At 56.1% G+C, this 19,388-nt stretch carries 17 protein-coding genes and 1 tRNA gene; 3 read left to right on the forward strand and 15 right to left on the reverse strand.

All coding sequences use genetic code 11. The features are described from left to right. Positions 1 to 11: 11 nt before the first annotated feature. Together B9Z42_RS07520 and B9Z42_RS07525 are read left to right on the forward strand one after the other, a co-directional pair. Entirely contained in the window at positions 12 to 1,280 is a 1,269-nt protein-coding gene (locus tag B9Z42_RS07520; RefSeq protein WP_100132708.1) for an aspartate kinase, read from the forward strand. A gap of 24 nt (positions 1,281 to 1,304) precedes the next feature. Beyond that, a tRNA-Ser gene (locus B9Z42_RS07525) sits at positions 1,305 to 1,397 on the forward strand. A 46-nt stretch (positions 1,398 to 1,443) separates the two neighbouring features. On the opposite strand, the gene B9Z42_RS07530 is transcribed toward B9Z42_RS07525, so the two are convergent. After that, positions 1,444 to 3,201, reverse strand: coding sequence for an IlvD/Edd family dehydratase (locus B9Z42_RS07530; RefSeq protein ID WP_100132709.1), 1,758 nt, complete (start codon positions 3,199 to 3,201; stop codon positions 1,444 to 1,446). Positions 3,202 to 3,566: 365 nt separating this feature from the next. Here B9Z42_RS07530 and B9Z42_RS07535 point away from each other — a divergent pair, with 365 nt between their 5' ends. Beyond that, a complete protein-coding gene (locus tag B9Z42_RS07535; protein WP_100132710.1) occupies positions 3,567 to 5,021 on the forward strand; it encodes an EAL domain-containing protein in 1,455 nt (484 codons plus the stop codon). A gap of 30 nt (positions 5,022 to 5,051) precedes the next feature. Here the strand turns inward: B9Z42_RS07535 and B9Z42_RS07540 are convergent, their stop codons facing one another. The 14 genes from B9Z42_RS07540 to B9Z42_RS07605 form a co-directional block, all read right to left on the reverse strand. Next, complete coding sequence (locus B9Z42_RS07540; protein WP_100132711.1) at positions 5,052 to 5,537, reverse strand: hypothetical protein; 486 nt, start codon at positions 5,535 to 5,537, stop codon at positions 5,052 to 5,054. Then, positions 5,534 to 6,613 (reverse strand): S8 family serine peptidase, encoded by a 1,080-nt coding sequence (locus B9Z42_RS07545; RefSeq protein WP_100132712.1) that lies wholly within the window; start codon positions 6,611 to 6,613, stop codon positions 5,534 to 5,536. The genes B9Z42_RS07540 and B9Z42_RS07545 overlap by 4 nt, the downstream gene beginning before the upstream one ends. Before the next feature lie 96 nt (positions 6,614 to 6,709). Next, positions 6,710 to 8,884, reverse strand: coding sequence for a CHASE2 domain-containing protein (locus tag B9Z42_RS07550; RefSeq protein ID WP_158235924.1), 2,175 nt, complete (start codon positions 8,882 to 8,884; stop codon positions 6,710 to 6,712). Beyond that, a complete protein-coding gene (locus tag B9Z42_RS07555) occupies positions 8,881 to 10,227 on the reverse strand; it encodes a FecR domain-containing protein (RefSeq protein WP_158235925.1) in 1,347 nt (448 codons plus the stop codon). The genes B9Z42_RS07550 and B9Z42_RS07555 overlap by 4 nt, the downstream gene beginning before the upstream one ends. Then, positions 10,220 to 10,930 (reverse strand): response regulator transcription factor, encoded by a 711-nt coding sequence (locus tag B9Z42_RS07560; RefSeq protein WP_100132715.1) that lies wholly within the window; start codon positions 10,928 to 10,930, stop codon positions 10,220 to 10,222. Before B9Z42_RS07560 ends, B9Z42_RS07555 begins: the two co-directional genes overlap by 8 nt. Before the next feature lie 30 nt (positions 10,931 to 10,960). Beyond that, on the reverse strand, positions 10,961 to 11,797 hold the full coding sequence (locus tag B9Z42_RS07565) for a shikimate dehydrogenase (protein ID WP_100132716.1): 837 nt from the start codon (positions 11,795 to 11,797) through the stop codon (positions 10,961 to 10,963). A gap of 12 nt (positions 11,798 to 11,809) precedes the next feature. Next, complete coding sequence (gene otnI / locus B9Z42_RS07570) at positions 11,810 to 12,655, reverse strand: 2-oxo-tetronate isomerase (protein ID WP_100132717.1); 846 nt, start codon at positions 12,653 to 12,655, stop codon at positions 11,810 to 11,812. A gap of 9 nt (positions 12,656 to 12,664) precedes the next feature. Further along, positions 12,665 to 13,357, reverse strand: a complete 693-nt coding sequence (locus tag B9Z42_RS07575; protein ID WP_100132718.1) for an aldolase — start codon at positions 13,355 to 13,357, stop codon at positions 12,665 to 12,667. A gap of 12 nt (positions 13,358 to 13,369) precedes the next feature. After that, positions 13,370 to 14,647: a 3-oxo-tetronate kinase gene (otnK, locus tag B9Z42_RS07580; protein ID WP_100132719.1), complete on the reverse strand. Its 1,278-nt coding sequence runs from the start codon at positions 14,645 to 14,647 to the stop codon at positions 13,370 to 13,372. Between the two features lie 3 nt (positions 14,648 to 14,650). Further along, positions 14,651 to 15,943 carry a TRAP transporter large permease gene (locus tag B9Z42_RS07585; RefSeq protein ID WP_100132720.1) on the reverse strand — a complete coding sequence of 431 codons (1,293 nt, stop codon included), beginning with the start codon at positions 15,941 to 15,943 and terminating at the stop codon, positions 14,651 to 14,653. Between the two features lie 16 nt (positions 15,944 to 15,959). Continuing rightward, the gene (locus B9Z42_RS07590) at positions 15,960 to 16,472 is read right to left on the reverse strand and encodes a TRAP transporter small permease (RefSeq protein ID WP_100132721.1); all 513 of its coding nucleotides are present in this window, start codon (positions 16,470 to 16,472) and stop codon (positions 15,960 to 15,962) included. Positions 16,473 to 16,569: 97 nt separating this feature from the next. Then, on the reverse strand, positions 16,570 to 17,535 hold the full coding sequence (locus B9Z42_RS07595) for a TRAP transporter substrate-binding protein (RefSeq protein WP_100132722.1): 966 nt from the start codon (positions 17,533 to 17,535) through the stop codon (positions 16,570 to 16,572). Between the two features lie 48 nt (positions 17,536 to 17,583). After that, positions 17,584 to 18,543 (reverse strand): L-threonate dehydrogenase, encoded by a 960-nt coding sequence (gene ltnD / locus B9Z42_RS07600; protein ID WP_255407992.1) that lies wholly within the window; start codon positions 18,541 to 18,543, stop codon positions 17,584 to 17,586. 41 nt (positions 18,544 to 18,584) lie between these two features. Beyond that, entirely contained in the window at positions 18,585 to 19,352 is a 768-nt protein-coding gene (locus B9Z42_RS07605; protein ID WP_100132724.1) for a FadR/GntR family transcriptional regulator, read from the reverse strand. Positions 19,353 to 19,388 lie beyond the last annotated feature (36 nt).

Below are 19,388 nucleotides of genomic sequence, written 5' to 3' on the forward strand. Positions count from 1 at the left end.
TTCCAAGCAATATGGCATTGATCGTTCACAAATACGGCGGCACATCGATGGGCTCAACAGAGCGCATTCGCAATGTCGCCAAGCGCGTGGCCAAATGGGCCCGAGCTGGCCACCAAATGGTGGTCGTCCCCTCCGCGATGAGCGGGGAAACCAACCGCTTGTTGGCCTTGGCCAAAGAGCTGGCACCCTCCAAAGCTGACACCGCTTACAACCGCGAACTCGACATGCTGGCCTCTACTGGTGAGCAAGCGTCTTCTGCGTTGTTGGCCATCGCGCTGCAAGCCGAAGGCCAGCCTTCCGTCAGCTACGCCGGCTGGCAAGTGCCTATTCGCACCAACAATGCCTACACCAAAGCCCGCATTGAGTCGATCGACGACGCTCGCGTGCGCGCTGATTTGGACGCGGGTCGTGTGGTCATCATCACCGGCTTTCAGGGCAAAGACGATCAAGACAACATCACCACCCTGGGCCGTGGCGGTTCAGACACCTCGGCTGTAGCTGTGGCGGCTGCACTGAAAGCCCATGAGTGCTTGATTTATACCGACGTGGACGGCGTGTACACGACCGACCCGCGTGTGGTGCCCGAAGCGCGCCGTTTGCACACCGTCAGTTTTGAAGAAATGATGGAAATGGCCTCTTTGGGCAGCAAAGTGTTGCAAATTCGCTCGGTTGAATTTGCCGGTAAATACAAGGTGCCGCTGCGAGTGTTGTCCAGCTTCACCGCGTGGGACATTGACATCAACGAAGAAGCCAAATCAGGCACGTTGATCACCTTTGAGGAAGACGAAAAAATGGAACAAGCAATCGTATCGGGCATCGCATTCAACCGCGATGAGGCCAAAATTTCTGTGGTCGGCGTGCCCGACAAACCCGGCATCGCCTACCAAATCTTGGGTGCTGTGGCCGACGCCAACATCGAAGTGGACATGATCATCCAAAACATCAGCAAAGATGGCAAAACGGATTTCAGCTTCACCGTGCACCGCAATGACTACGCGCGCACCACGGATTTGCTCAAAGAAAAAGTGCTGCCAGCCTTGGGCGCTACCGAGGTTCAGGGCGACACCAAAATTTGTAAAGTCTCGATTGTGGGCATTGGTATGCGCAGCCATGTAGGCGTGGCCAGCAAGATGTTCCGCTCGTTGAGCGAAGAGGGCATCAACATCCAAATGATCTCCACATCTGAAATCAAGACCTCGGTCGTGATTGACGAGAAATACATGGAACTCGCTGTGCGCGCGTTGCACAAAGCTTTCGATTTGGACCAACCCAGCGCCTAAGCTCGGCTATAATTTGAGACTGCTGGAAACGTGACCGAGTGGCCGAAGGTGCTCCCCTGCTAAGGGAGTATGGGGTGTAGAGCCTCATCGAGGGTTCGAATCCCTCCGTTTCCGCCAGCAAACAAGCAAAGACGCCCCTCGGGGCGTTTTTCGTTTTCTGGCCTCAGAGCCTAGGCGTCTTGCCGACCATGCGCGGCGCACTTAAGAAATCAAAGTCAACGCCCTTGTCGGCCTGCGTCACGGTTTGCAAAAATAACTTGCGGTAGCCGCGCTCGGCGGTGGGTTCCACCACCACGTTATCTCTGCTGCGCTGAGCCAGTTCGGCATCGGAGATCAGCAAACTGATTTCACGGTTTTTGACGCTGAGTCGAATTCGGTCGCCGTTACGCACCTGGGCCAGGGGCCCGCCCACGGCCGCTTCCGGTGTGACATGCAAGATGATGGTGCCAAAGGCGGTGCCACTCATGCGGCCATCGGAGATGCGCACCATGTCCTTGACACCGGCCCGCGCCAGCTTCAGGGGGATGGGGATGTAGCCCGCTTCTGGCATGCCAGGTGCACCCTTGGGGCCTATGTTTTTGAGCACCAAGATGTCGTCAGCCTGAACATCTAAATCGTCGCTGTCGATGCGCTTGACCAAGTCTTCGGCATTCTCAAAGACGACAGCACGGCCTTCGTGCTCCATCAGTTCTGCATTTGCCGCTGACTGCTTGATGATGGCGCCGCCTGGGGCCAAATTGCCAGCCAGCACCGCAATGGCGCCTTGCGGATAAATGGGTCTGTCTATAGGGCGCACCACGTCTTGCGCAAAGCCGGGGCCTGAAGCTTCTAGCTCTTCGCCTAAGGTGCGGCCGGTGACGGTCATCGTGTTGAGCTTGAGCAACGGCTTCAAGGTTCGTAACAGGGTGGCCATACCACCCGCGTTGTGAAAATCTTCCATGTAATGCTGGCCCGAGGGCTTCAGGTCGAGCAGCACTGGGGTGTCGCGGCCCATGCGGTCCAGCGCTTGCAAGTCGAGCTCTAGGCCAACACGGCCTGCAATCGCGGCAAGGTGCACGATACCGTTCGTCGATCCACCAATAGCTAATAGCACGCGCATGGCGTTTTCGAAGGCGTCGGCTGTCAGGATCTTGTCGATCGTCAGGCCTTCATGCGCCATCTGCACCGCACGTGCCCCCGATTCCTCGGCAATGCGGATGCGGTCGGCTGTCACGGCGGGTGGCGTGGCACCACCCGGCACTGTCATGCCCAGAGCTTCGGCCACGCAGGCCATGGTGCTTGCCGTGCCCATCACCGAGCAGGTGCCAATGCTTGCCACGAGCTGGTTGTTCACATCGTCTATTTCTTGCGCGTCAATTTCTTCGGCGCGGAATTTGCCCCAGTAGCGACGGCAATCGGTACAAGCGCCTACGCGTTCGCCCCGGTGCGACCCGGTGAGCATGGAGCCGGTGATGAGTTGAATCGCAGGAATGCCTGCCGAGGCGGCGCCCATCAACTGAGCCGGCACGGTCTTGTCACAGCCGCCGATCATCACGACAGCGTCCATCGGTTGGGCCCGAATCATCTCCTCGGTGTCCATGGACATGAGGTTGCGCAAATACATGCTGGTCGGCGCAGCAAAGCTTTCGTGGATGGAAATCGTCGGAAAGTCCATCGGTAATCCGCCAGCCAGCATCACGCCTCGCTTGACAGCTTCGACCAGTTGCGGTGCATTGCCGTGGCAGGGGTTGTAGGCACTGCCCGTGTCAATGATGCCAATCACCGGCCTGTTGAGCGCCGCATCCGTATAGCCGGCTCCCTTGATGAAGGCTTTACGCAGGAAAAGGGAGAAACCTTGGTCGCCATAAGAGGTCAAACCTTTGCGCAAACCGGTGGCAGCGGGTTCAGAGGGGGGGAGTTCTTTTTTGGAGTTGCTTGTCATATGAATGGTTGATTCTGTCCATCGCAATAAAAAGAGTAAGGCGTGGTCGGTATCTTTAGACCATAAAAATTTTATGCTTACATGTTCAGCTCATTTTCCAGTGTTTTTGGAGCGATTCACGCTGCTCGTTTTGTGCGGTGTTTGTCTGGAAGTTGGGCAGTGTCAATTGGTCAAGAGAACCGCATTTATGCAGAAATTGTTAATTTAATGAGTAAAAGTAAATAAATGCCAGTTTAATTGAATACTTAACATTTATATGTGTAATACTCTTGCCAACCTTTGTAACCCAGAGTAGCTATCTTGTCCTTGATGGCCAAGAGCGCGATGAGGGGTGAGACGTGATTTCGAATAGGCAGGAGTTTGAGATGAAACATATGGAACAAGACACCCTGGTAAAGCGCAAGAAGGCACGTTTTCGCCCTCAACTTGCCGTCGCTTTGGTGGTGGGTGCGATTCTTGTCAGCGGTTTTGGGTTTGTTTACTTGCGCAACGCCTTGATCGAGAGCAAAGAGCAGTTGGCAGCTTCTTTTGCGCAGCGCGTGCTTGGCGCTTTGATGGCCAATGACGCGCAGCAAGTTGCCGTTTTGATGAAGTCTTTAGAGGACGTTCCTGGTGTGCAGGTGGCCGAATTGGTCGCGCACAATGGTCAGACGTTGGCGAGCTATTCACGCGCGGGTCAGCCGGTGGATTACGCGCAGCAGGCCCAGTTTGAGTTGGCCACGCATTTGGATGACAACCAACTCCACATCATGGTTCCCGTGTCGTTTGATACACAAATCATTGCCAATTTGTATTTGTCGGTTGATTTGTGGGCTTCGTGCACACCTTATTTCGCAGGCTTCGGGGCCGCCTTCTTGGTCTTTGCCGCCCTTTATGTGTGGGTTAAGCAGCGCCGTATCAAAATCCGCATCGAAAAAAATAACCCACCACCGTCATCAGGAGGAGGCGGGGGAACTTTTAATGTGGACAACGCAATGCGTGAAGCGCTGAAAGACGCAGACATCACGTTGAAGTATGTGCCCATCATGCGTTTGGCGGATGAGGGCTTGTTTGGTGTCGAGGTTCTCGTGAGCTGGTTGCATCCATCGGGGCAGCGGCTCAACATTTCCCCTGCCGATTTCATCGCTTTGGCTGAAAAGAGCGGCTTGTTTTTGCCTTTTGGCGCTTGGGTCATGACAACGGCTTGTCATCAAGCTGCGATTTGGCACAAGCAGCACGGCCCCTTGGCCTTGTCTTTGAATTTATCAGCCAGTCAGTTACAAAATCCGTCCTTGGTTGGGCAAATTCATGCGGCGTGTGCGGCAGCGCAATTTCCGCATCAATTCATGGAGCTTGAGGTGAATGAATCGCTTTTGCTGCGACAGTCGGTATTGATGAAGCAGGCGGTTCAAAACTTGGTCGACCAAGGTATGAGTCTGACTTTGGATCGGTTTGGCTCCACCCATCAATCGGTGGCTTTGTTACAAAGTTTTCCCATACGCAAAATCAAACTCGACCACAAGTTGCTAGATTTTGTTGTCGAAAATAACGAATCTAGCAGCACATTACAGATGATGACGGCGTTCGCGATCGCCACGAACGTGACAGTGATGGTGGATGGCTTGAATTCGGCGGCACAACGTCAATCCTTGTTCGATATGGGTTGTGTGTTGGGGCAGGGCCGTTATTGCGGCACAGCGATGTCAGCCGATGCGTTGTCAGCGGTTTTGGTGGCGCGTTCTTTGATCGGACCAGCGCCCATGCCGAGTGAAGATGCGTCGTTATCGGGGTTGTGTGAGCAAGACGCGCATTGGTTTCAGCCGCCCCCGATCGGCGCTTGATCAGGACCACTGATACAAAGGGCCCAACGTTTAAAAGCAGGGCAAAACTTTGTCTGTGTCGACAGGTTTAGAGAGATAGCCCACCGCTGGAAAGTGCCGACTGATGCAAGCATGCATTTGTTGCTCATCGGTGACCAAGTGGAGGTTACTTTGAACGAGTGAGCTTTTGCGCGCCAAGGCTTGGATGGCTGGGGGCTGCAATCCCAGCGATTGAAGCGCTGCAAGGCTCAGCGGGTCTCGACCAGGCATAAAGCAGGCAGAAAGCGGCAGGTCACCCACACGCACAGGAACCCCTGAGTAGATGTCAATCAAGTCGCGAATAGACACGCCAATGACATCTGGGGCCGAACTCATGGATGCCAAAGAAAACTGTTCCGACGTGTCCACAGCGCTTTGTGCTTCGGTATGGCCTGTGCGTGAGCAATGCCAAATGGGGTCGGCCCACACAGATGTGGCGCAAGTCACCAAGACCCATGTGCTCAGACAGCGAGCAAGTTGTGTGTGCGTGAACTTCATGGTTGGAACATGGCCGTGTTAGCGGTCAAGCTTTTCGGTGCGCAATCGGGGCACTTGTCGCTGTGTTGAACGTTGCGCAAAAACTTAGGCAGTTCTTGCCAAAAATCTGCCGGCGATTTGTCAGGGTGCTGCGACAACCATAAAGAGACAAACCCAGAAACGACGGGCGCCGCAAAGCTGGTTCCCACGCCGCGAAACTCAGTCATGGGTCGTTCAGCGCCGAAAAAGTCTAAATCGTAGGTGGCAATTTTGAGTTTGTTGACACCCCAAGGTTCATCGCTACTGAGCTTTTTACCGCCGCCTGGCGCGTACACCATGGTGCGTTTGTCTAAGGCTGAATAGACTTCAATTCGATTTTCAGCATCCACAGCGCCCACTGAAATAACCCCTTGGCAGTTGGCGGGTTCGGGCAGCGGTTTTTGAAAGTTATTGCCAGCAGCGGCCACGATGAACACTTTTCGATCAAGAAGCGTTTGGATCAACTGCTGAAGGTCGGGGCCGCATACAGGGCTTCCGCCAGCCAAGCTTAAATTGATGATACGTGCGGGGTTGGCATTGACGGGCACCCCAGCCACTTGCAAACCTGCTGACCATGCGATGGCATCGAGCAAATCTTTGCGGCTCATTCCACACGCACCAAACAAGCGCACCGGTAAAACTCGGGCCGAGGTATTGACGCCAAATGCGCCATTGGCCCCATTGCCTGCAATCAAGCCTGCCACTTCTGTGCCGTGGGTACGAAATGCAGCCGTCATCAGTTTGTTGCCACATCGCGCTTCACGCTCGTCAGGGCTGAAGTTGGGGGAGCGGCCACCGCGTAAATTGTTGGGTGGGGAGAGCATGTCATACCCCGGGAGCAAGACACCGGCCAAACTGGGGTGTTCGGCCATCACACCGCTGTCGATGACGGCCACCACAATGGTCGTCAAGCCTGGCTTGACGGTACTGGTGTTGATCGCTGCTGGCGCTGGTTGCTTTGGCCGAGCGACGCCCAAATGCCATGGCGTTTCTTGCGCCATGGCGGCGCTCATCGCTAGCGCCAATGTCGCCATGAGAACTGAGCCGTAGCGTCGCATGTTGCTTCCTTGCTGGTGAAAAATAAACCAAATGATATGAATTATTTGGTATTAATTTTAAACAAAATAGCTATCAAATTTTAATTTTGCGTCGTTTTATTCATGAAGATCAGCCGCCTCACAAGGCAAGGTGATGATGATGGTCGCTAAACCTTGCAGTGGAATGTGACGTTTGATTTCACCTTGGTGTTTGTCGATCACGGTGTCGATGAAATCGAGGCCAAGTCCAAACCCAGCGAGCAGGTGTTCGTCTGTTTGAGGGGCCACTGTGTTTTTGAGGCTGATGTTGACTTCGTGAGCAGACGGTTGGGATATTTGCAGCGTGATGCAGCTTTGTGGTGGGGAGAACTTCACCGCATTGACCAACAAATTCACCAAGGCGCGCACCATCAGTCGGGTGTTGACTTTGACAAACAGTGGCAGCGCCTCACTGTCGTTCACAAAGCTGAGTTGTTTGCCACGGGCGAGGTCACGGACTTGCTCAATGGCATCGTTCAGCAACTCATCCACCAGCACGGTTTTGAGGCTGTAGTGCGCTTGTTGCGCCGAGATGGTCAGGATGAAGTCGTCCATCATCTGCAGCAGTGTTTGTGAATGCTGGACAATTTTTTGCCGCTGCAGGCGGGCTTGAGGCGCCTCGTCGCCGTCTTTGGGGGGACGTGTCAAGGACATGATGGCGGCCAGCGGTGTTCGCATGTCGTGGGATAAAAATTGCAGCGCTCGGTCGCGCTGATTTTGAGATTGCCGTAACTCGGTGATGTCTAACAAAATCAACAGATGAAAACTCTCCCCATGGCTGACATAGACCGAGGTACTTTTTAAATAAAAGTCTCGCAGTCCCAGCGACGTGGCGAGTTGAAAGGGCGGCGAAGCAGTGGAGTCTGCTAGGGGTGGGGGCAGTTGTAAGGTTTCAAAAAAGAGGGACCGTTGACTGCCAGGAATCAGCTGGGTGTCCTTGAGCAATTGTTTGATGCGTTGGTTGCTCAGCAGCAGCGCATCGTGTTGGTCGAAGATCACCACGGCGTCTGGCATTTCGTCGATGATGGCTGAGAGAAAGTTGAGCTCGCTGCGCACGGAGTCGATGGCGTGATCCAGCAATTTGGCTTGCTGCAACACCACTTCATGCGAGTTCACCAAGTCGTGCTGAACACGGTGCGTGTGTCGGAATGCACGCAGTAAGGTGGCTTTTTCTTGCACAAAATTCACAATCGTATCGAGCCGTCCCCATGCCCAAAGTGGCTGCAGAATGAGAGAGACTCCCAAAAATGCGGTGGGGTCGAACCAGTAATTTTTTTGTATCAGAACAGCGTAGCTAGCAACGACGCTGGCCGCCATCAGCGTCACACCAAATGCCAAGGCATGGCGTGGTGACAAGATCAACACGCTCAAAAGCATTCCAATCACAGCGATGCATGACACGCCAAACACCACGGATGACGGTGCCACATCCACCATGTCTTGTCTGAGCGATGCATTGAGTATGCTGGCCAAAATAGCCACCCCCGGCGTACTGGCATTGTGTTGACCTGAGTAGAGGGTGGGGTAGCGATCGCCAAGGCTGGGCGCTGTGACGCCAATTAAAACGTACTTGTCTTTGAACAAGGATAAAAAAGCGTTGGATGTCAAAGCATCGGACAGCGACACCAAAGGAAAGCCAACGCGCGGATCGACCATGCGGAAACGTTGATAAGGCACGGCGTTCGTCCCATCTTGTCCTTGTAAGGCCAAGGCAAAGTGAGGCCATTGCTGTTCACGGGCTTGCACGCCTCGGATCACGCCGTCTTCGTCAAACAAGGCGTTGATGTGTCCCAGCGTCGCGGCTTGGTCGAGGGGGGCAACAGGTGGCGTTGGGCGAAGTTGATGCTGGGCATCGTTGTGAAGTTCAAACGCCAGCGGCAAGACCGTGCGGTGACGCCTCATTTGTTCGGCCAAGGCGGCATCTTGGTCGCTGCGATCCAAAAAGAGCAAATCAAGCCCAATCGCTTTGGGTCGGAAGCGTTCATCGTCCAAGCGCTCCAGCAGGTGGGTGTAGTGAGCGCGTTGGAGTGGCCAGCCCCCGAGCTCGGCCAGCGATCGATCATCGACGGCCACGATCACGATGTCTTGGTTCGCTTGAAACCCCTGCCAGCGCATCAAGTGGTCGTACAACACATTGCCTAGAGGGCGTGCCAAATCTGCAAAGACCAAGGTAGACAGCACGACCAGCACGGCGATGGAGGTGAGCCACCATTCCCGCAGCAGCCGCTGCTTTTGTTCGACTTGGGTATTCACGGCGCAGACGCAGGAAGTGCAATCAATTCGAATGCGCCTGACTGATAGACGCCAGTTTGATCTGCGGCGGCTTTGGCCAAGGTGTAAGACAGGGACCAGGTGTAATAGCCGGGGCGCAGGTCTTTCACCGCAAATTTACCGTTCAGCGCGGTGAGATGGGTGGTGCGAATGACCTCTTGGTTGGACGCTTCGGTTCGTCGGTTCAGTGTGAACGCGATCGACGCGACGTCGGCCAGCGGTGTTTCAAAAACGGCGCTGCACCCTGCTTGTTCGGGGCTAACGCGAGCTGCACAAAATGCCATCCAGGCAGCTTCGCCCAAAAGTCCATTTTTTGAAACGGCCGCCACTTGATAGAACATCGCTTGATTGATCAGCCGATCAATTTTGAACTCTGGGCGCGCCCATTGCTCCGTTCGACGCAGCCCGCTGAGCGTGGCGGTGGTGGCAATGTCTGCTTGAAAGCGATCGGCATTCTCCATGCGCTGCAATCGCACCAACAATTCACCCGTTTGGAGGGCCGACTTGGAGAAGCTGGCGTATTGAGGGGGCGGCAGCAAAGTTTCTGGGGTGGAGGCCTTGCCTGAAGCATCGATGGCCACGCCCATGCCCTGCGATAAATCGACAAATTCTGGATCAGCGCTTCCCCTTGTTTGGACAACCCCCTGCATCACCTCGACCAAACTGCCTTGGGTTTCAGCAGAAAAGCCGACGCGAAATTGGGTGCCTCGCACACCCATCACCGATCGAGGCGTTCGAATTTCAAAGGGGGTGAGCGGGGAGCGTTCTTTCATGACGTCGAGTTCCACCCGTCCATTGGCCAATTCCAAGCGCACTTCCGGTGATTTTTCAAGTGCGTTCTTGCGCAAGGTGCTGAGTCTTAAGACGGCGCCAGAGGGTAGGCGCACGGTGGAGCTGTCTTCGAGTAACAGTGAGGTGTGGCAACCTGCCGGTACTTTGATCCAAGCACCTTCGTGCAATGGCGTGCCGGCAACCAGCTGAGTGCTGCCTTGCTCCGGGGTGAAACTGCTCGCACATGACATGCCCATCACATGAGCAACGGAGCTCCAGTGTTTCACGCTCTGACGTGGAATGGACAAGGTTTGTCCGACCTTGATGCGGTCGGCATCTTCAAGTTGGTTGATGCGGGCCACTTCGCTGATGCCTGCTGAGGACACGAAATATTTGCGCGACAACTCCAGCAAAGTGTCGCCAGATTTAACTTTGTAGGCGATCACATCTTGCTGCCCCACAGAGGCCAGTAGGCTCATTGCTTGTGCATGACCTGCGAAAAGCGCCGCAAAGCCCAACCCTATAAAGCTCAAACTAAGCGTGCGTTTAATCATCAGGATGTCCTTCATGAACGCTCATCAACCGGTAACCGTATCCGTGCACGGGGCGCAAGCGTAAGCGCATAGAGGTCGCCGATAAGTCCAGTTTTCTGCGAATCCAAGCGATGTGTACATCGAGCGTTCGAGACAGGGCTTGCATGTCGTTGCCCCACACTTCGTGCGTGAGTCGTTCACGAGAAATGGCGCGTTCTGCGTTCTCGAACAAAAACAAAGCCAGCTTGAATTCTTTTTCCGACAGAGCTTGCGTTTTGTTTTGAAACGTCACCGTGTTGGTGACTTTGTTGAACTTGTAGTCCAGCAAGCTGCGCACGCTTTCCTCGTCATTGCGGTCGCGGTAAGTGCGACGCAACAGGGCGGCTACGCGCGCTAAAAATTCTTTGGGTCGGACAGGTTTGACGCAGTAATCATCGGCACCCGCGTTGAGCGCATCGGTGATGTCGAGCTCGTCGGATCGGCTGGTCAAGAATAAAACAGGCTCGGGCAGCGATTTAACTTGACGGATGTGTTTGAGGACTTCAAGACCGGACAAGCGCGGCACACGCCAGTCGAGCACAAACAAATCAATGGTGTCGCGGCCAATGGCTTTGACCATGTCCTCCCCATTGTTGAACGTGCTGACGGTATGGCCTGCGCCCTCCAAAATTTCCCGCACATGTTGGGCGAGATCTGGCTCGTCTTCAAGTAGTCCTATATACATCAATTAATTCTAATTGATGCTTCTAAAGAATTACAAAGTATCGGTTATGGCTTTCACAAGCGTGTCGTCGATCTCAGGCAATACACCAAACCAAGCGTGGAAAGCGGGCCGGGCTTGGTTCAGCAGCATGCCCAAGCCGTTGACAGTGGCATTGCCGCGCTGCCGTGCAGCTGAGAGCAAAGGCGTTTCCAAGGGTACGTAAATCGCGTCTGAGACGAGCGCGGAGGTGGGCAGTTCGTCCAGTTGCAATGCCAACTCAGGTTGGCCATGCATGCCTTGGTTGGTGGTGTTGACCAGCAAAGCGGCACCTGCCAATGCGGCGTGTCGCTCCGCCCAATCGAAGGCTTGCACGGGCTTGCCAAACTCATCGGCCAAGGCCTGCGCTTTGCCAAGGGTGCGGTTGATCAAGCGAATTTCAGTGGCGCCTTCGTCCATCAAACTCAACACAATCGCCCGCGCTGCGCCGCCCGCACCCAAAACGACGATCGGTCCTGCATCGGCACGCCAATCAGGTTGGGCATCGCGCAAGCTTTGCAGGTAGCCAAAGCCGTCGTTGTTGAAGCCATGCAAAGCGCCATCGGCTTGCACCACGATGGTGTTGATCGCGCCCATGCGTTGGGCCAGGGGTTGCACCCAGTCCATGTGAGCCATGGCGGCCACTTTATGAGGGATGGTCAGGTTGCAACCTGCCAATCCCAAGGCTTTGAGGCCGCGAATGGCGTCGCCTAAGTTGTGCGGCTCAACGGGAAACAAGCCATAAGCGCCGCGCAGTTGGTAATGACGAATCCAGTGGTTATGGATGAGCGGCGAGCGCGAGTGGGCCACCGGCCAGCCCATGACGCCCGCCATGATGAATGTGTTGTCCATGTGGATGTCCGCTTAGCGAGTCTGGCGTGCAGCTTTGAGCCAGTCCAAGCCAGCCGATGTGCCGCCGGGTTGTCCGCCCAAACGGGGTCGGTATTCACAGCCCACCCAGCCTTGCCAGCCGCAGGCTTTTGACACCTCATCAATGACAGCAAACAAATACGGGTAGTTGAGTTCGCCGATGTCGGGCTCGTGGCGCTCAGGCACGCCCGCGATTTGGAAGTGCCCGACACGTCCGGTGGGCAGGTATTGGCGAATTTTGCTGGCCACATCGCCCTCGACGATTTGGCAGTGGTACAGGTCCATCTGCACCTTCAGGTTGTCGGCGCCCACCATGCCGATGATGTCGTGGGCGTGGTCTTGGCGGTTCAAAAAGAAGCCTGGAATGTCGCGCGTGTTGATGGGTTCAATCAACACATCGCGGCCTGCTTTGGCAGCCAAGGTTGCGGCCCATTGGAGGTTGGCGACATAAGTGTTCAAGTTGCTGGTGCGCGTTTGGCCCTCGCCCAGCAAGCCAGCCATCAGGTGAATGCGAGGGCAGTTCAAGGCGTCTGCATAGGTCAGCGCCAGTTCGACGCCTTGACGAAACTCGGCCTCTCGTCCGGGAATACTGGCCGTGCCGCGCGTGTTGCTGCTCCATGCGGCATCGATGCTGGCCGCATCCGTGCCACCGGGCGGTGCGTTGAACAGCACTTGTTGCAGCTGGTTGTCCTTGAGTCGAGCTGCCAATTCTTCTTTGGCAAACGCATAAGGAAATAAATACTCCACCGCCGTGAAACCGTCTTGGGCCGCTGCTTCAAAGCGGTCCAAAAACGGCAATTCGGGGTACATCATCGAGAGGTTGGCAGCAAATTGGGGCATGGTGTGTCCTTACCAACGCGCGCCAAAGGCGTCGCGCAGTTCTTGAAGTTGGGGTTGTGACAAGGGGGAAATGGGATGTGTGTTGAGTTGTACCAAACGCGCAGTTTCTTCCAGCTCTTCCAGTGTGGCCATGGCCGAAGCCGGCGAGTCGTGCCACACATTGGGCCCCAAGCGTGACAGCATGACGGCGCGAATCGGTGTGCCTTGTTGGCCGTAATGCAGGATGGCGTGTTCGACGGCGTCTGCCGCGGGAACGGCACCTGGGCGGTGGTAGTCGATCACCGGCACATGCCCCACTTTCATCACGAAGTAGGGGGTGACCGCGGGGAGCAGTTCGCGCGGTTCAGATGTGGGTTGCGTCACGCCATCGCGCAGTGTGAGCGCCACGCAGTGGGTGCTGTGGGTGTGAATCACGCAACGGGTGTTGGCGTCAAACTGGCTTGCTGCCGCGTAAATGCGGGTGTGCAGCGCGATGGTCTTGCTCGCTTTGTCGCCGCTGATTTGCTCGCCCTGCAGGTTGAGTTTGGACAAACGCGCGGGGTCTAAAAACCCCAAACACGCGTCGGTTGGGGTGATCAAAAAGCCATCGTCCAAACGCACGCTGATGTTGCCCGCTGTGGCGTGCACATAGCCACGCGCAAACAAACTGTGGCCCACACGACACATTTCTTCACGGGCTTCATGTTCAGTGCGTGCTGTCATAAAAGCGGTCCGTCACGCCAATTGCGCAAAGGCTTTGGTGAAGAAATCGTCCGTGCCAAAGTTGCCCGACTTCAAGGTCAGATGCAGCGCGCCATGGGGCGTGTGCGCGTGACACCACGGCACACCGGGGTCAATTTGCGGGCCAATTTGCAGCTGGTCGATGTGCAAGGCTTGCACGCAAGCGCCTGAGGTTTCGCCGCCTGCGACCACGAGTTGTTGAACGCCAAGCGCCACCAAACCGTTGGCAATAGCGGCCAAAGTGCGTTCAACCAACAGGCCTGCTTCCTCCACGCCCAGCTGCGCTTGTGCCGCCTTCACGGTCTCGGGCGCTGCGGACGAGTAGATCAGCACAGGGCCAGTGATCAGATGCGGTTGCGCCCAAGCCAGTGCATGGGCCACAACATCGGCGCCGCCTTGTGTGCTGCTCGCCAATGCCAGCGGGTCCACCGCCAAAGCGGGCCGGCCAGAAGCTTGAAAATTTGCGACTTGGCGCAGGGTGGCTTGTGAGCAACTGCCCGACACCACCGCTTGCAAACCTTGTGCCTTAGGCAAGGTGCTGGCTTGCGGCGTGGGGCTGAGACCAAAGTTGGCAGGTAAACCAATCGCCACACCCGAACCCGCTGTGACCAAGGGCATACCTTTTAATGCGGGCCCGAGTTTGAGCAAGTCGTCGTTAGAGACGGCATCCACCACAGCGATGGTGATGCCTTGGCTCTTGAGATCAGCGATGCGTTTTTGCACGGCGACAGCGCCTTGTGCCACGGTGCGGTAGTCAATCAGGCCAACCTTGGCTTGACATTGCGCTTGCATGACGCGCACCAAGTTGGCGTCGGTCATGGGCGTCAGGGGGTGGTCCTTCATACTGGACTCATTGAGCAGCACATCGCCCACAAATAAATAGCCTTTGAACACCGTGCGACCGTTGTCGGGGAAGGCCGGCGTGGCGATGGTGAAGTCGGTGTTCAAGGCCTGCATCAAGGCCTCGGTGACCGGGCCAATGTTGCCCGTCGGGGTGCTGTCAAAGGTGGAGCAGTATTTGAAATAAATTTGCTGCGCGCCTTGGGCTTGCAGCCACGTCAGGGCTTCGAGTGATTGGGCAATGGCCTCTGTCGGTGCAATGGTGCGCGACTTCAAGGCCACCACCACCGCATCGACATCAGCCGCGAGCGGTTCGGTCGGCACGCCAATGGTTTGCACCACGCGCATGCCAGCGCGCACCAAGTTGTTGGCCAAGTCGGTGGCGCCCGTGAAGTCGTCGGCGATACAGCCTAGATAAATCTTTTGAGTCATGGCTTATTTGAATCCCATGGCATGTGGCAACCAGTAGCTTAAAGCGGGGACGAAGGTCAAGAGCACCAACACCACGCCGTGCGCCCACAAGAAAGGCGTGAGTTCGCGGGTCAAGTCAGACAAAGGTACGCGTGAGACGTTGGAGGTGACGAACAGCAGGCCACCAACGGGGGGCGTGATCATGCCCAGCGTCAGGTTGTAAATCACCACCATCGCGAAGTGAATCGGGTCAATCCCCACTTTGGCGGCCACAGGGGCCAAGATGGGCACCAGCACCATCACACCTGGCAAGGGTTCAATGAAGATGCCGAACAGCAGCAAGAACACGTTGATGACGATCAAGAACATCCACGGCGAGAGTTGCATGTCTGCAATCCAGTTCGCCACGATTTGTGGCACACCTTCGATGGTCAAGATCCAAGCAAACGAGGCCGACATGCCGATGATCAGCAGCACCGACGCGGTCAACATGGCCGAGCGCGCCAAGATGTCAGGCACCGCTTTCCACTCCAAGGTGCGGTACACGTATTTGCCACAGAGCAGCGCATAGAAAACAGCAACGACCGAGGCTTCCGTCGGCGTGAACCATCCCGAGCGCATACCACCCAAAATCAGCACGGGCAACAAAATGGCAGGTAGAGCCTTCCAAGTGATGAGCCACATTTCTTTGCGGCTGGGGCGCGTGTCGTCGCCTTTGTAGTTGCGCACTTTGGACACATGCCAGTTGACCACGCACATGGCCACCGCAATCAAAATGCCAGGGACGATGCCCGCCACAAACAGCGCGCCAACCGACACGTTGTCATCGGCCAAGGCATAAATGATCATGATGATCGAGGGCGGAATGATGGGCCCCACGATGGCGGTCGACGCGGTCAGAGCAGCGGCATAAGCTCGGCCATAGCCCGCTTTGTCCATCATGCGAATCAACATCGACCCTGGGCCGGCAGCGTCGGCCAAGGCCGAACCAGAAATACCAGAGAAGAAGGTGAGCGACACCACGTTGGTGTAGCCCAAACCACCGCGCTTGTGCCCCACAAACTGGCCGGCGAACCTCAGCAGCACTTCGGTCAACGAACCACCACTCATGAGCTCAGCAGCCAAGATGAAAAACGGCACCGCCATGAGTGGGAAGCTGTCCACACCGGTGAAGGTTTCCTTCAGAATGACGAGCAGCGGAAAGCTACCTCCCAGCAACAAAGCGGTAACGGTCGAAAGGCCTAAGGCAAATGCCACGGGCACGCCCACAGCCAAATAGATGCAGGCAGAAATGAGGAGGATGACGCTGGCGTTCATAAATGTGCAATCAAGGTCAAAGCGACGCGCTGGCAGTGGCGTCAAAGTGGGCGTCAGCGGCGAACTTGCGATCGAACACGTAGTCGCGCACGATCAACAGCCAGTGAATCAAGGTCATGGCGGCGCCAATGGGCAGCGCGGCATAAATATAGGCAAATGAAATTTGCGTGGCCGGTGTCAGTTGGTACTGGGTGCGGTCCATGTAGTCGATGCCAAACCAGGTGAAGAAGACAAATAAGCCTGTCAGTAAGACAGCGATGAATGCGCGCAAGGCAATGGCTAAAGGGCGGGGTAAGCTGTCTTGTAAGTTCTCAACGGCGATGTGGCCGCCGTAGCGCAACACAGGTCCGCAGCCAATGAACGTGAGCCAAATCATCAAATGGCGGGCCACTTCTTCGGCCCATTCGATGGACACGTTGGTGGAGTAGCGCAACACCACGTTGGCAAAGATGATGACCGACATCACGGCCAGCATGATGATCAGCATCCATCGGTTGGTGGCCACAAAGTAGCGTTCAAAGGTTTTCATAGGGCGGGCCTTAGAGACTTAAAAAAGGCGGGTGGCCTTGCGCGCGTCAACGCGTGTGCCCCCGCCTGGAATGTCAGCCCCCGAAAGGGCTGTCGTCTTATTTGACGTCTTGAATTTTACGAATGTTGTCAGCACCAAACTCTTTGGAGTAGTTGACATACACCTCGCGCAGTGAGTTGCGGAAGGCTTGACCATCCACGCGACGCACCACCGACATGCCTTCTTTCTCAAGTTGGGCAATGCCGTTGTTCTCGTCTTCGTTGACTTTCTTGCGCTGCGCCACGGTGGCTAATTTGGCGGCTGCGTAAAACACTTTCTTGTCCGCTTCGCTGAGTTTGTTCATCAAGCGTGGCGACGTGATCAGCAAAGCGGGCGAGTAAACGTGGCCGGTCAGCGACAAATGCTTTTGCACTTGCGAGAACTTGGAGGCCAAGATCACAGGGATGGGGTTCTCTTGACCATCCACAGTGCCTTGTTGCAAAGCGCCAAACACTTCAGGGAAGGCCATGGGCGTTGGCTGAATGCCAAACGCGCGGTAGCCGTCCATGTGCACCTTGTTTTCCATGGTGCGCATCTTCAAACCGGATGCATCTTCGGGCTTGACGATGGCCTGCTTGTTGTTGGTCATGTGGCGGAAACCGTTTTCGGTCCACGACAAGGCCACCAAACCTTTGGCGGGGAACTTGGTCAAGATGTCTTGGCCAATGGGGCCGTCCATGACTTTGCGAGCGTGGTCGTAGTCACGGAACAAGAAAGGGATGTCCACAATTTTGACTTCGGGCACAAAGTTGCCCACAGGGCCTGTGGAGGTGTTTACCAAGTCCAAGGTGCCGAGCTGCACAGCTTCGATCATTTCGCGTTCGCCGCCCAAAGCGCTGCTGGGGAACTGTTGGCACTTGTAGCGGCCTTGTGTGCCTTTTTCGATTTCGTCGCAAAACGCGTTGCTGCCCACACCGTAGTGCGAGGTTTGGGTGGTGGCGTAGCCAAGTTTCAGGACGGTTTGCGCTTGTGCACCCGTGATACCGGCGGCCAACAGGCTCAAGGCAATGAGGGAATGTTTCATGGGTTGTCTCCTTTAAAAAACTGCTGAATGGTGAACAGGAAATGGCGCTCAAGTGCGCGGTGTTTTCGCTTCGGGCAATTCGATGCCAGGGAAAATTTTGATCACCGCGCTGTCGTCTTCCCGGGCAAAACCTGCGGTTGACGCTTGCATGAACATTTGGTGTGCCGTGCTGGACATCGGCAATGGAAATTTGCTGGCCCGAGCCATGTCGAGCACCAGCCCCAAGTCTTTGACAAAAATATCGACCGCAGACAGGGGTGTGTAGTCACCTGCGAGCACATGGGCCATGCGGTTTTCGAACATCCAGCTGTTGCCCGCGCTGTGGGTGATCACCTCGTACAAGGCGTCTGGCGCGACGCCCTCGCGCAGGCCCAAGGCCATGGCTTCTGCTGCCGCAGCGATGTGTACGCCCGCGAGCAGTTGGTTGATGATTTTGACTTTGCTGCCCGCGCCCGCGTGGTTGCCCAGTTTGTAGACCTTGGCCGCCATGGCGTTGAGCATGGGCTCGCACAGGGCGTAAGCCTCTGGCTTGGCGGCGGTCATCATGGTCATGTCTCCGCTCGCGGCTTTGGCGGCGCCACCAGAAATGGGCGCGTCGACATAGCGCAGGCCAAGTTGTTCTAAGCGCGCTTCGAGTGCGACCGACCAATTGGGGTCCACGGTGGAGCACATCACAAACACGCTGCCCGGTTTCATGCTGGCTGCGCATCCGGTGCCGTCGCCGTTTTTACCAAACAGCACTTCTTCAGTTTGTGCGGCGTTCACAACGACCGAGATCACCACGTCGCAGGCGGCACCTAATTCGGCCAAGTTGGCGCAGGCGTGGCCGCCGTCTTTGGCAAATTCTTGGGCGGCTTCGGCGCGCACATCAAACACGTGCGGGGCAAACCCAGCGCGGCGCAGCGAGCCCGCCATGCCTTTGCCCATGGCGCCTAACCCGATTAAACCGACCTTCAACTGTGTGTGTGCCATCGCTTGTCTTTCAGAATTGGTGTGATTGTCATACAAGTTGTGGTGGCTGGCTTTGTGCTTTTTTCTAGGGCTTACCCTTAATTCTTGGGAATCAAAACCTGCGCGAGCACGCTGCCTTCTTGTTGCCAGAAACTGCTGTCTGCCTGCTGGATTCGCTTGGCGGCGTTGCGCATGTGCACGGTGGCCGCACGGTTGGCTTGCTTGGCATCACCCTGAATGATGGCGGTCACGATGGCATGGTGTTCTTGGCGCACGGCTTGGGCGAGCTTGGTGTGGCGTGCCTCGTTGGCGCGTGTGACTTGTGTGCCACCGCGTAAAAACTGAGCGAGAAAATCGAGCGTGCCAATCAGAAACGGGTTACCCGCAGCTTTGGCGATGGCTTGGTGGAACAGCACGTCTTCCTCAACCCCGTCCTTACCGTCAGCCACCGCCCGATCGATCGCATCGAGGGCCTCTTGCAGATGGACGATATCGCTGGCGCTGCGGTTTGTCGCTGCGAGTTGGGCGCATTCGGCTTCGAGCGCGCGTCTGACCTCGACGATTTGCAGCACGGCATCCAAGGAGTCGGCCAGTCGTGGGTCAAAGTTAAGGGGTTCAAACGCGGCTTGGTGGTGCACAAACACCCCGCTGCCCTGGCGTGATTCCACCAAACCAATGGATTTCAAGCGCGACAAAGCTTCGCGCACCACGGTGCGGCTGACCTTGAACAGCTCGACGAGTTTGGCTTCCGTGGGCAGTTTTTCGCCAGGGCTGAGCCGCCCCTCGCGAATTTCAGCTTCAAGGCGTTGCGCCACTTGCACCGACAGGCGCTCCGCGGAGACGATGGGGGTGAAAGAAGTTGTCATACAAATGCGTCCATTCCTGCGATCATCGCAGAAATG

Source organism: Limnohabitans sp. B9-3, assembly GCF_002778325.1.
In the GTDB taxonomy this organism is placed as follows: Bacteria; Pseudomonadota; Gammaproteobacteria; order Burkholderiales; family Burkholderiaceae_C; genus Limnohabitans; species Limnohabitans kasalickyi.

Bases quoted from the DNA above. Each gene is read 5' to 3' on its own strand.
- B9Z42_RS07545 (WP_100132712.1), bottom strand. From the start codon at position 6,613: ATGCGACGCTACGGCTCAGTTCTCATGGCGACATTGGCGCTAGCGATG.
- B9Z42_RS07585 (WP_100132720.1), bottom strand. From the start codon at position 15,943: ATGAACGCCAGCGTCATCCTCCTCATTTCTGCCTGCATCTATTTGGCT.
- B9Z42_RS07595 (WP_100132722.1), bottom strand. From the start codon at position 17,535: ATGAAACATTCCCTCATTGCCTTGAGCCTGTTGGCCGCCGGTATCACG.
- B9Z42_RS07575 (WP_100132718.1), bottom strand. From the start codon at position 13,357: ATGACAGCACGCACTGAACATGAAGCCCGTGAAGAAATGTGTCGTGTG.
- B9Z42_RS07535 (WP_100132710.1), top strand. From the start codon at position 3,567: ATGAAACATATGGAACAAGACACCCTGGTAAAGCGCAAGAAGGCACGT.
- B9Z42_RS07605 (WP_100132724.1), bottom strand. From the start codon at position 19,352: ATGACAACTTCTTTCACCCCCATCGTCTCCGCGGAGCGCCTGTCGGTG.
- B9Z42_RS07555 (WP_158235925.1), bottom strand. From the start codon at position 10,227: ATGATTAAACGCACGCTTAGTTTGAGCTTTATAGGGTTGGGCTTTGCG.
- B9Z42_RS07560 (WP_100132715.1), bottom strand. From the start codon at position 10,930: ATGTATATAGGACTACTTGAAGACGAGCCAGATCTCGCCCAACATGTG.
- B9Z42_RS07520 (WP_100132708.1), top strand. From the start codon at position 12: ATGGCATTGATCGTTCACAAATACGGCGGCACATCGATGGGCTCAACA.
- B9Z42_RS07590 (WP_100132721.1), bottom strand. From the start codon at position 16,472: ATGAAAACCTTTGAACGCTACTTTGTGGCCACCAACCGATGGATGCTG.
- B9Z42_RS07530 (WP_100132709.1), bottom strand. From the start codon at position 3,201: ATGACAAGCAACTCCAAAAAAGAACTCCCCCCCTCTGAACCCGCTGCC.
- B9Z42_RS07565 (WP_100132716.1), bottom strand. From the start codon at position 11,797: ATGGACAACACATTCATCATGGCGGGCGTCATGGGCTGGCCGGTGGCC.
- otnI (WP_100132717.1), bottom strand. From the start codon at position 12,655: ATGCCCCAATTTGCTGCCAACCTCTCGATGATGTACCCCGAATTGCCG.
- otnK (WP_100132719.1), bottom strand. From the start codon at position 14,647: ATGACTCAAAAGATTTATCTAGGCTGTATCGCCGACGACTTCACGGGC.
- B9Z42_RS07540 (WP_100132711.1), bottom strand. From the start codon at position 5,537: ATGAAGTTCACGCACACACAACTTGCTCGCTGTCTGAGCACATGGGTC.